Origin of the sequence: Microcystis sp. M31BS1 (genome assembly GCF_020245285.1) — a bacterium.
Classification (GTDB): Bacteria; Cyanobacteriota; Cyanobacteriia; order Cyanobacteriales; family Microcystaceae; genus Microcystis; species Microcystis panniformis.
This window is the reverse complement of sequence record NZ_JADBVE010000092.1, coordinates 1-10,714: the sequence shown is the minus strand read 5'-3', so window position 1 is coordinate 10,714 and position 10,714 is coordinate 1. Positions and strand designations below refer to the sequence as shown.

The 10,714-nt window shown below is 42.9% G+C and carries 13 protein-coding genes; 12 read left to right on the top strand and 1 reads right to left on the bottom strand.

Annotated elements, in window-relative coordinates:
• Window positions 1-186: 186 nt before the first annotated feature.
• From IM509_RS05095 to IM509_RS05040, 12 genes are all read left to right on the top strand, one after another.
• Window positions 187-369, top strand: a complete 183-nt coding sequence (locus IM509_RS05095; RefSeq protein ID WP_002781626.1) for a hypothetical protein — start codon at window positions 187-189, stop codon at window positions 367-369.
• Window positions 370-431: 62 nt separating this feature from the next.
• Window positions 432-929, top strand: coding sequence for a VOC family protein (locus tag IM509_RS05090; RefSeq protein WP_185238019.1), 498 nt, complete (start codon window positions 432-434; stop codon window positions 927-929).
• Between the two features lie 130 nt (window positions 930-1,059).
• On the top strand, window positions 1,060-2,097 hold the full coding sequence (glpX, locus tag IM509_RS05085; protein WP_052277789.1) for a class II fructose-bisphosphatase: 1,038 nt from the start codon (window positions 1,060-1,062) through the stop codon (window positions 2,095-2,097).
• Window positions 2,098-2,281: 184 nt separating this feature from the next.
• Window positions 2,282-3,568 (top strand): glutamyl-tRNA reductase, encoded by a 1,287-nt coding sequence (locus tag IM509_RS05080; RefSeq protein ID WP_052277788.1) that lies wholly within the window; start codon window positions 2,282-2,284, stop codon window positions 3,566-3,568.
• 436 nt (window positions 3,569-4,004) lie between these two features.
• Window positions 4,005-4,565 (top strand): hypothetical protein, encoded by a 561-nt coding sequence (locus tag IM509_RS05075; protein WP_260441369.1) that lies wholly within the window; start codon window positions 4,005-4,007, stop codon window positions 4,563-4,565.
• A gap of 6 nt (window positions 4,566-4,571) precedes the next feature.
• Window positions 4,572-4,850, top strand: coding sequence for a BrnT family toxin (locus IM509_RS05070; protein WP_002756313.1), 279 nt, complete (start codon window positions 4,572-4,574; stop codon window positions 4,848-4,850).
• Window positions 4,831-5,064 carry a hypothetical protein gene (locus tag IM509_RS05065; protein ID WP_002756314.1) on the top strand — a complete coding sequence of 78 codons (234 nt, stop codon included), beginning with the start codon at window positions 4,831-4,833 and terminating at the stop codon, window positions 5,062-5,064. The genes IM509_RS05070 and IM509_RS05065 overlap by 20 nt, the downstream gene beginning before the upstream one ends.
• Window positions 5,065-5,221: 157 nt before the next feature.
• The gene (locus IM509_RS05060) at window positions 5,222-6,277 is read left to right on the top strand and encodes a metallophosphoesterase family protein (RefSeq protein ID WP_052277787.1); all 1,056 of its coding nucleotides are present in this window, start codon (window positions 5,222-5,224) and stop codon (window positions 6,275-6,277) included.
• Between the two features lie 15 nt (window positions 6,278-6,292).
• On the top strand, window positions 6,293-7,180 hold the full coding sequence (locus IM509_RS05055) for a ParA family protein (protein WP_072925476.1): 888 nt from the start codon (window positions 6,293-6,295) through the stop codon (window positions 7,178-7,180).
• Between the two features lie 12 nt (window positions 7,181-7,192).
• On the top strand, window positions 7,193-7,537 hold the full coding sequence (locus tag IM509_RS05050; protein ID WP_002769020.1) for a TIGR03792 family protein: 345 nt from the start codon (window positions 7,193-7,195) through the stop codon (window positions 7,535-7,537).
• A 122-nt stretch (window positions 7,538-7,659) separates the two neighbouring features.
• The gene (gmd, locus tag IM509_RS05045) at window positions 7,660-8,742 is read left to right on the top strand and encodes a GDP-mannose 4,6-dehydratase (RefSeq protein WP_002786066.1); all 1,083 of its coding nucleotides are present in this window, start codon (window positions 7,660-7,662) and stop codon (window positions 8,740-8,742) included.
• Between the two features lie 12 nt (window positions 8,743-8,754).
• Window positions 8,755-9,693, top strand: a complete 939-nt coding sequence (locus tag IM509_RS05040; RefSeq protein WP_002786067.1) for a GDP-L-fucose synthase family protein — start codon at window positions 8,755-8,757, stop codon at window positions 9,691-9,693.
• Window positions 9,694-9,746: 53 nt separating this feature from the next.
• Here IM509_RS05040 and IM509_RS05035 read toward each other — a convergent pair whose 3' ends face one another.
• Complete coding sequence (locus IM509_RS05035; protein WP_052277786.1) at window positions 9,747-10,424, bottom strand: hypothetical protein; 678 nt, start codon at window positions 10,422-10,424, stop codon at window positions 9,747-9,749.
• Window positions 10,425-10,714: the final 290 nt, after the last annotated feature.

The window sequence follows — 10,714 nt, the reverse complement described above, 5'->3', positions numbered from 1 at the left end:
TCAGTTATCAGTTATCAGTTATCAGTTATCAGTTAAGTAGTCATGCAAAATTAATTACCTGCCCGATCGAGCTAAAACCCTTACGGGGCAATGATCGTCATGTGTAAATAATTTTGCCTAGGTACTTATCAGTTATCAGTGAATAATCTCACTTAATAAACTCGGCTCTTCGGGAATTGTTATGCAATGGAGGAGGTGATAAGGGATGAAACCATTATAGAGAAAGACATTGCTGCGGTTTTTGGTAATCAATTAAGTCTCTTGCCAGATAAGGATTTAGTCGATTTATACCACCCGATCAAATCATACCAAGTAACGAAGAAACATAAACTGACAACCTCAAAACTGAATCGGGAGGCAGATCGATGAAGGATTGCTTGTCAACCCCGAATTCTCACTGATTACTGATCACTGATTACTGATTACTGAAAATGCACCATGCTTCTATTCGGACGGCTAATATCCATCGGGCGATCGCTTTTTATCAACTTCTCGGTTTTACCCTAGAGGAAAGATTCACCACGGGTTATACATTGGCCTGTTGGCTAACCGGGTTAAACGGACGCATCGAATTAATCCAAATTCCCCAACCGAAACCTGCACCCGATGCCTTTGGTGATCAGCATTATGTCGGTTATTATCACTTGTCTTTTGACCTAACAGAAAATGTCAGCAATTTACCAGAATGGTTAGAAAAATTAACAAATAACTTTCAGCAAGCTCATCAAGAGGATGCCGATCTATATCAACCTTTAAACATTCTTTTGCCACCCCAACAACAGATGATCGGCGATCTTGTCTATGAAGTCACCTTTATTGCCGACACAGACGGTTTACCCCTGGAATTTATCCGTAGTTTAACGCCGAAATCAGCACTCAAGCTCTCCATAACTGAGATGGAGGCGACAGTGCCAGCAAAAACTCCCTAGCTATACCAGTCTCCTCCAGCTGATCTGCATAAAAACTTAAGAATGATCCCCGTCTGGTGATAGACTTTTGACTGTTAAGGAAACAAACTCACTAGATAAATCATAGATCAGCTGTAGGGAGGATCATCGAGTGGAAAGTACGCTAGGGTTAGAAATTATCGAAGTGGTCGAACAGGCTGCCATTGCCTCCTCGAAGTGGATGGGTAAAGGCGAAAAAAATACCGCCGATCACGTCGCTGTGGAAGCGATGCGCGAACGGATGAATAAAATCCATATGCGCGGTCGCATCGTTATCGGAGAAGGGGAAAGAGACGAGGCTCCCATGCTCTATATTGGCGAAGAAGTGGGTATCTGTACCCAAGTTGATGCCAAACAATATTGTAATCCCGACGAATTAGTCGAAATCGATATCGCCGTCGATCCCTGCGAAGGCACTAACTTGGTTGCCTACGGTCAAAATGGTTCTATGGCCGTGTTAGCGATCTCCGAAAAAGGCGGATTATTCGCTGCCCCTGACTTTTATATGAAAAAATTAGCGGCTCCCCCAGCAGCTAAAGGTCATGTGGATATTAATAAATCGGCGACGGAAAACCTGAAAGTTCTTTCCGATTGTCTCAATCGTTCGATCGAAGAACTGGTGGTAGTAGTTATGGATCGTCCCCGTCACAAGGAATTAATCCAAGAAATCCGCAACGCTGGGGCGAGAGTTCGTCTGATCAGCGATGGTGACGTATCGGCCGCTATTTCCTGCGCTTTTTCGGGAACTAATATTCATGCTCTCATGGGTATCGGTGCCGCTCCGGAAGGGGTAATCTCGGCGGCGGCTATGCGTTGTCTGGGGGGTCACTTCCAGGGACAATTAATCTATGATCCCGAAGTGGTCAAAACCGGTTTAATCGGTGAAAGTCGCGAGGGTAATATCGCTCGTCTGCAAGAAATGGGGATCACCAATCCCGATCGCGTTTACGGTTGCGAAGAATTAGCCAGTGGCGAAACCGTCCTCTTTGCCGCCTGTGGGATCACCCCCGGCACCCTGATGGAAGGGGTACGCTTCTTCCACGGTGGCGCTCGTACCCAAAGCTTGGTTATCTCCACCCAATCGAAAACCGCTCGCTTTGTCGATACCGTTCACCTGTTCGACCAACCCAAATACATTCAACTGAGATAATTCTCTGACCCGGTGGGGTGGGTATGGCTCACCTCGCCCTCATTGGTAAAAATATATAAAGTTTTTTTTCAAACATCTTTTATTTGCATCCCGATTGGGACTAAATTGCAACAATTAGAGACATAACGCACTGATCTTTATCAATAATTTTTGTAGCCTGAGCAACATTTGTAGGAGAACATAAATGAATATTGCTGTAGTGGGCTTGAGTCACAAGACAGCCCCTGTGGAAATTCGTGAAAAATTGAGTATCCCGGAAGCGAAAATCGAGTCCGCCCTTACCCACCTCAAGGGTTATCCCCACATCCAAGAGGTGGCTATTATCAGCACCTGTAACCGTTTGGAGATCTACGCCGTGGTTACGGATACGGAGAAGGGCGTGGTGGAAATTACCCAGTTTCTCGCTGAAATCGGGCATATTCCCCTTAATGTCCTGCGTCGTTATCTGTTTACCCTACTGCATCAGGATGCTGTCCGTCATCTGCTCCGGGTATCCGCCGGTTTAGAAAGTCTTGTCCTCGGTGAAGGGCAAATTCTCGCTCAAGTTAAAAATACCCATAAATTAGCTCAGAAGTACAATACTATTAGCCAGTTACTCGATCGCCTGTTTAAACAAGCGATGACTGCCGGTAAACGCGTCCGCACGGAAACCAGCATCGGCACAGGAGCCGTATCGATCAGTTCGGCGGCGGTGGAGTTAGCCCATGCTAAGATGACAGACCTCAGCAGCAAAAAAATCGCTATTATCGGGGCAGGGAAAATGTCCCGATTATTAGTTACGCACCTTCTGGCTAAGGGTTCTCAGCAAATTGCGATCGTCAATCGCTCCCAAAGACGGGCCCAGGAGTTGGCCCGTGAATTTCCTAACCTACCGCTGCAACTATATGGCTTAGAAGAGATGATGGCTACGGTAGCGGCATCGGATATCGTCTTCACCAGTACGGGAGCCACGGAACCAATTTTAACTAAAAATTTATTGACAGAAGTGACGATTGCTGCTAACTCGCTGATGTTAATCGATATTTCCGTTCCCCGTAACGTCCACACCGACGTGAAGGAATTGGCCCAAGTGCAAGCTTTTAACGTCGATGATCTCAAGGCGGTGGTTGCCGCCAATCAGGAAAGTCGCCGTCAGATGGCTAGGGAAGCAGAGGCACTCCTAGAGCAGGAAGTGGAAGCTTTCGAGCTTTGGTGGCGTTCTTTGGACACTGTACCGACAATTAGCTGTTTAAGAAGCAAAATTGAAGATATTCGCGAACAGGAATTAGAAAAAGCCCTCTCCCGTCTGGGGACGGAATTCGCCGAAAAACACCAAGAAGTTATCGAAGCAATGACCCGCGGTATCGTTAATAAAATCCTTCACGAACCCATGGTACAACTGCGGGCCCAACAGGATATCGAAGCGCGTAAGCGCTGTTTACAATCCCTGCAAATGCTCTTTAATCTCAGTGTCGGAGAAGAATATAGTTAGAGTCCGACAATTGACAAAAATTAAGGGCGATTCTATTGGTCTGTCAAGCTGATTTTGAGGGATTGGGAGCCGATAATTTTGCCGGATTCCCCTATCCACAATTTCAAGATTGACAGACCACTAAGCGGTTGACTCTCTAAATTACTCGTTAAGACTGTCCATGAGTGCCGGAGTTGGCAGCAGGGAGCGGTATAATTAATGGACATCTCCAAGAATTAGAACCCAGTCACAGCTTGCTTTTATGCCATCTGCTAATTAAATGGTTCGATAGTCGTTGTTGATTCAATTTAACTGGAAAAATATGGGGCAACTAATTTTCTAGGAAATTGAGTCGCAGCAAGTCCTTCAAGGAGATCCATCTTTATATTTAATTCCAAACACCTACTTAAGATGGTGATTTAGTTCAATTCAACAAGCTATATGGGGAGATGAATTAATGGGTAAACCTTCTGAAAAAAAGCAAGAGAACCGGTGGAAATGGTGGGATGACTTTAAAAAGCGGAATGACTCTAAAAAAAAGCAAGAGAACCGGTGGAAATGGTGGAATGACGAGGAAAATCTCAAATCGATTGAGTATTACGGATTAATCGACCAAGAGATCCATCGTGAACACAATCTGATTGCCAATCGAATGAACTGGTATGTCACTTCCCAGTCTTTTTTGATGGCAGCATTTGCAATTTCTGGTAATAATAATTATCGACTTGGGTTTCTATCTATATCTTTACCAATACTAGGAATTGTGACATCATTTATTATTGGAGTTTCGCTTTATGCGGCTATCGCAGCTATGGCTCTACTTAAGACAGAAAAAAAACGCATCCTTAAGCAGGATAAGTATTTAGGAAATATTTCTACTTTTAAAGCAAGGTTTGTTGACAATGAACATACTTGGATTCATCGGTGGGGGATTTTCCCGGCTCGTTCTATTCCTGTTTTGTTTTTTATTTTCTGGTTCATTTTTCTATACTTAGCGACACAAACTAAAATATGCTAGAGTGACATGACAAGCACTTTCGATTGGGATAGTCGAAGAGAAGCTGACAATAAGGCTAAACATGGTGTGGACTTTGAGACTGCTCAATATGCGTTTTTCGATCCACATCGTTTGATTGTCCATGATGTCCAACATAGTGACTCAGAGGAACGTTGGTTTTGTATTGGTAAGGTAAAAGACCGGGTTTTAACGGTGCGTTTTACTTACCGCGATGGAGTGATTCGTATATTTGGCGCAGCTGAATGGCGTAAATGGAGAAAATTCTATGAAGAACATAACCCCTGATCCCGCAAAACCGATTGGTAAGGTGACAATTGTCGAAGACTTTTTACCGCCACCAGAGCAGCTAATACCGAATCAAAATACTGTCAGGATAACGATGGAATTTTCTAAGGAGAGTATTGAGTATTTTAAACGGGAAGCTCAACGTCATAATGCTTCCTATCAATCCCTGATTCGTAATCTTGTAGATGCTTATGTCAGACAACAACAGCAGTGAGTATAATTAGCCCCGATGGGTTACGCTACCGCTAACCCATCCTACAAATGATTGTGCCTCCCTACTTAATTGGGATGATCAACAAAAAAGCGATCGAAGGGACAAAAATTGCTACACTAACTGACGTGACCTCAATTAAAGACGAGATTGATATCCTATGCAACGCCGTAAATTTTTGCTGATTAGTGGCAGTTTAGGCGGTTTTAGCTTGGCAGCTTGCGCTCATCAAATTTTACAGCCTGTTACTTCCAAAAATCCCCCTGAGTCGGCTGTTAAACAAGCACAAAAGGGTAAAAAAGTCAAGATAATTGTGATTAGTGACCTTAATAGTCAATACGGTTCCACTACTTACGATCCCGAAATCGATCGAGCTATCCCCTTAATTATCAATCATAAACCCGATCTCGTCCTCTGTGGTGGCGACATGGTGGCAGGACAAAAAAGCAGCTTGACAGAGACAGCAATTAACGCTATGTGGTCAGCCTTTGATCACCATATCGCCGCGCCCCTGCGAGCTGCTAAAATACCCTTTGCTTTTACCATCGGTAATCATGACGCTTCTGGAGCTTTATCCGCAGGAAAATTTATCTATGCTAAGGAGAGAAAATTAGCCCAAGATTATTGGCAAAACCCCCAACATAATACAAGTTTAAATTTTATCGATAAAACCGGCTTTCCTTTTTATTATACTTTCACTCAAAATGGTATATTCTATCTAGTCTGGGATGCCTCCACTCATTTAATCTCTGGGCAACAACTAAATTGGGCAGCAAAAAACTTGAGTAGTAGCGACGCTAAAAATGCTAAAATGCGGCTAGTAATCGGTCATTTACCCCTCTACGGTATTGCCGTGGGCAGAAATCGACCGGGGGATTATTTAGCCGATGCCGAGCAATTAAGAGCGTTTTTAGAGGGCCATCAGGTGCATACTTATATTAGTGGCCACGCTCACGCTTACTATCCGGGTAAACGGGGGCAATTACAATTATTACACGCAGGAGCTTTAGGCAGTGGACCGCGACGGTTATTGAACAGTGAACAAGCACCTAGAAAAACCCTAACAATTGTCGATATTAATCCCCATCAACAGGAAACAGTTTACACCACCTACGACATGAAAACCCAAGAGGCGATCAATATTACCAGTTTACCTCCTTTAATTATGGCTCCCAACGGGCAGGTTTTACGTCGAGATATTCCATCGGTTAACTAGAAAGGAACTCCCATAATGGCCACTGTCATCAGCACCGTTAATATGAAAGGAGGAGTAGGAAAAACTACCCTTACCGTCAACCTTGCCACCTGTTTAGCTAAATTTCAGCAAAAACGAGTCCTTGTCCTCGATTTAGACGCTCAAATCAGTGCGACTCTTAGTTTAATGTCCCCCCACGAATTCGCTCAACTGCGTCGCAAAAAACGCACTTTAAGCTATTTATTAGAAGCAATTATCAAACCCAATCCCTACAATAAATTAACTATTGATGATATTATTGTCCCTTCAGTCTGTGAAATTAAAGGCTTAGATCTACTGCCGGGAGACATCGAACTATATGATGAATATGTCGTCTCAGAAACCCTGCACCATCAAGCAATTTTACAGGAAGATTTAGGCTTTGATCATGCTTGGAATAACCTAGAAAGAGTCTTAATTCAAAAAATCATTGATCCCATTCAAGACCGTTACGATTATATTATCATGGACTGCGCTCCGGGCTATAATCTTTTAACTCGTAGTGGTCTCTGTAGCAGTCATTTTTATTTACTACCTGCCCGTCCAGAACCTTTATCAATTGTCGGCATTCAGCTATTAGAAAGAAGAATAGTTAAACTGAAAGCTAGTCATCAAGAAACCGCACCGATTAACCCCGGTTTACTCGGTATAGTTTTTATTCTTTCCGGTGGTGGTTTACTTAGTCGCTACTATAATCAAGTCATGCGCCGGGTACAACAGGATTTTCAATCCCATCAAATTTTTGCTAATGCGATTCCTATGGATGTTAATGTAGCTAAAGCCGTGGATATGTTCGTGCCTGCGGTGGCAGCCATGCCCTCTTCTAGTGGTTCCAAAGCTTTTATGAAACTCACAGAAGAATTCTTGATGAAAGCCAAAAAATAGGAGATAATTACTATGGTCATTGAGTGGTTAGAATTTCAAGTTAACCCCGAAGCGAGGGAAAAATTTATCCAAAAAGATCAAGAAATTTGGACAAAGTTTTTAGCAAAACAACCTGGTTTTTTAGGTAAGGAGCTTTGGATTAATCCCGCCATCGAGGAAGAATTAATTATCGTTGTCCATTGGCAAACGCAAGAACAGTGGAAAGCTATCTCCAAAAATTTACTTGATGAGACCGAAGCCAAATTTTCTCTAGCCATGGGAAAAGATAATTATCAATTACTCAAAGTCAAGGAATTTCAAGTCAGAAAATTCCGAGAAAATTGTCAGAACCATTTAGAATCTATGCAGCCCAGATAAAAAATCAATTCATCTTTTTGTCCCCGGTCAACCTAGCCAAACTTGTCATGAGGGGCTAAAGTGTGCTATAAGCAGTCAGACCCTGCCCTGGTCTTTATTCTTTCCCATTAGGTAAATTACTGATGACTCAACCGAAACGCGCCCTAATTACCGGCATCACCGGTCAAGATGGTTCCTATCTGAGCGAATTATTATTAGAAAAAGGCTATGAAGTCCACGGTATCATCCGTCGTACCTCAACTTTTAACACCGATCGCATCGATCATATCTACATTGACCCCCACCAGCCCGATGCTAAATTATTTCTTCATTATGGCGACCTCACCGACGGGACGACCCTGCGGCGTATCCTCGAACAAGTGCAACCGGTAGAAGTGTATAATTTAGGGGCCCAATCCCACGTTCGGGTTAGTTTTGATGCCCCAGAATACACCGTTGATGCTGTCGGTGTGGGTGTCTTAAGACTACTAGAAGCAATTCGGGATTACCAAAAAAGAACTGGCATCGAAGTGCGTTTCTATCAAGCAGGTTCCTCGGAAATGTTCGGGAAAGTCATGGAAGTTCCCCAAAAAGAAACCACGCCATTTTATCCCCGCAGTCCCTACGCTTGTGCGAAAGTTTACGGTCACTGGCAAACAATCAACTATCGGGAATCCTACGACTTATTTGCCTGTAACGGCATTTTATTTAACCATGAATCCCCCCGGCGTGGAGAAACTTTTGTCACGCGCAAAATTACCCGCGCTTTGGCCCGAATTATTGCCGGACAACAGAAAAAACTCTATCTAGGAAATCTCGATTCTAAACGGGATTGGGGTTATGCTAAGGACTATGTGCGGGCGATGTGGTTAATGTTACAACAGGAAGAACCGGATGATTATGTGGTGGCGACCAATGAAACCTATTCTATCCGGGAGTTTCTCGATATTTCTTTCCAATACGTTAATTTAAATTGGCAGGATTATGTGGAGTTTGATCAACGTTATTTGCGTCCAGCGGAAGTGGATTTATTGATAGGAGATTCCACAAAAGCCAGAGAGAAATTAGGCTGGCAGCCTTCGGTGACGTTCGAGGGACTGGTAAAATTAATGGTAGATGCGGATTTAGCGGCTTTGGGGATTAATCTTAATAACGGTGGTGATAGCCAACAGTTATTAAAAGATTTGGCTTATCTTCGCAATCGTTCGATGACAACTGTGGATTAAAGAGGTGAAAATATGCTGAATTTAAGCGAACAGAGAATCGTCGTCACCGGGGGGGCTGGATTTTTAGGTCGGCAAGTAGTTAATCAATTAATTGCAGCGGGGGCAAATCCCGCAAAAATTACAATTCCTCGGTCCAAAGATTGTGATTTAAGAGTTTGGGAAAACTGTCAACGTTTAGCCGACCAAGAAGATTTAATTATCCATTTGGCTGCCCATGTGGGAGGTATCGGTCTCAATCGGGAAAAACCTGCCGAATTATTCTATGATAATTTGATGATGGGAACCCAATTAATTCACGCTGCCTATCTAGCAGGAGTGCAAAAATTTGTCTGTGTGGGGACAATTTGTGCCTATCCAAAATTTACTCCAGTACCTTTCCATGAAGACGATTTATGGTCAGGATATCCCGAAGAAACCAATGCGCCTTATGGTATCGCTAAAAAGGCTTTATTGGTACAATTAGAGTCCTATCGTTTGCAGTATGGTTTCAACGGAATTTATCTTTTACCGGTGAATTTATACGGGCCAGAGGATAATTTTGATCCGGGTAGTTCCCATGTAATTCCTGCTTTAATTCGCAAGGTTTATGAGGCACAACAACGGGGGGATAAACAACTTCCTGTCTGGGGAGATGGTAGTCCAACCCGGGAGTTTCTCTACTCCACCGATGCAGCGCGAGGCATTGTCATGGCCAGTCAATTCTATAATGAATCAGACCCGGTTAATCTTGGTACAAATTATGAGATTTCTATCAAAGATTTAGTGGAATTAATCTGTGATTTAATGGGTTTTGATGGCGAAATTGTTTGGGAAATAGATAAACCGAATGGTCAACCGCGACGCTGTTTAGATACAACCCGCGCTCAGGAAAAATTCGGTTTTGTTGCTCAAATGGAATTTAAAGAAGGTTTGCAAAAAACCATTGAATGGTATCGGCAAAACGCCGCTTAGTCTTGATAGCAGGTGTGTTAGATTAATAACTAACACACCAGATTTTTTTAAGCTTACTGACCGGTAAAATCAGAACGAAGGGTTAATTTTAAGTCCTCCTTCGGGTTAATTGACAATAATTCCACCGATTCTCCTCGTAATAACCACCCAGCTAATACTTCTAATCCTCCTCCTCGTAATAATCCCTCGCTAACCGGTTGGTCAGAAGTAAAAGAAGCGAGGACAGAAGCGGCGGATTTTCCTAATACTGCACCCTGAATAATTTTGTCGGGGTTAACTCCTTTAATTATCCTTTCTAGACGAGTGAAAACTGCCGAAATAGCATCAATAGATTTTTCTTGGGGTTGACGGGTTTTTAAAAAGATTTTTTGGGATAGAAAACGCGAACCTTGACCATCGGGTTTAATTTCTCCGATAATCTGACTACCATCGGGAATAATTGTCTGTCCTTGGGAATTTTTGATATTATCGGTAACGGTCAGTGATAAAGAAAAAGTTTCTTGTTTGGTTAAAAGAATTTTTTCCCCTTGCTCGTATTTTACAGGGATGTCCGTCCCAGCAGGAATTAATCGGTCATTCCCCAAAGGAATTGGTTTAATTGGGTTAATTGGGGCGAATTGACGTGCGATCGCAGGAGTCAAGGAAAGGGAGACCACAACGAAAGAAGCACTTAAAAGCATTGTGAATAGGGTCAGAGGATGATGACGACCCTGCTTTTGAAAATTTAGCATCTTACCCTTGAGTTTCCTAGTGGGAGCGAATTAAAGATAAAGACGAAAGCGGAAAAAAGTTTGTTTCCAAGCAAGAAAATGCGGGAAAAAGGAGAATTTTAGCAAAAAATAACTGATATTTCCGACTAACTGCCAGTTATTAGTTTATTTGGTTCTTCGTTACTTGGTATGGTTCGATAGGGGGGCATAAATCGACTAAATCCTTATCTGGCAAGAGACTTAATTGATTAGTTCGCTCTAGAAAAAAACAATTAACAAAAATCGCTAAATGCCTTTCTATATAAGGGTTC

Excerpts from the sequence above, each read along its gene's own strand:
- IM509_RS05035 (WP_052277786.1), bottom strand. The coding sequence starts at position 10,424 with ATGCTAAATTTTCAAAAGCAGGGTCGTCATCATCCTCTGACCCTATTC.
- IM509_RS05070 (WP_002756313.1), top strand. The coding sequence starts at position 4,572 with ATGACAAGCACTTTCGATTGGGATAGTCGAAGAGAAGCTGACAATAAG.
- IM509_RS05080 (WP_052277788.1), top strand. The coding sequence starts at position 2,282 with ATGAATATTGCTGTAGTGGGCTTGAGTCACAAGACAGCCCCTGTGGAA.
- IM509_RS05090 (WP_185238019.1), top strand. The coding sequence starts at position 432 with ATGCACCATGCTTCTATTCGGACGGCTAATATCCATCGGGCGATCGCT.
- IM509_RS05060 (WP_052277787.1), top strand. The coding sequence starts at position 5,222 with ATGCAACGCCGTAAATTTTTGCTGATTAGTGGCAGTTTAGGCGGTTTT.
- gmd (WP_002786066.1), top strand. The coding sequence starts at position 7,660 with ATGACTCAACCGAAACGCGCCCTAATTACCGGCATCACCGGTCAAGAT.
- IM509_RS05065 (WP_002756314.1), top strand. The coding sequence starts at position 4,831 with ATGAAGAACATAACCCCTGATCCCGCAAAACCGATTGGTAAGGTGACA.
- IM509_RS05040 (WP_002786067.1), top strand. The coding sequence starts at position 8,755 with ATGCTGAATTTAAGCGAACAGAGAATCGTCGTCACCGGGGGGGCTGGA.
- IM509_RS05075 (WP_260441369.1), top strand. The coding sequence starts at position 4,005 with ATGGGTAAACCTTCTGAAAAAAAGCAAGAGAACCGGTGGAAATGGTGG.
- IM509_RS05095 (WP_002781626.1), top strand. The coding sequence starts at position 187 with ATGGAGGAGGTGATAAGGGATGAAACCATTATAGAGAAAGACATTGCT.
- IM509_RS05050 (WP_002769020.1), top strand. The coding sequence starts at position 7,193 with ATGGTCATTGAGTGGTTAGAATTTCAAGTTAACCCCGAAGCGAGGGAA.
- IM509_RS05055 (WP_072925476.1), top strand. The coding sequence starts at position 6,293 with ATGGCCACTGTCATCAGCACCGTTAATATGAAAGGAGGAGTAGGAAAA.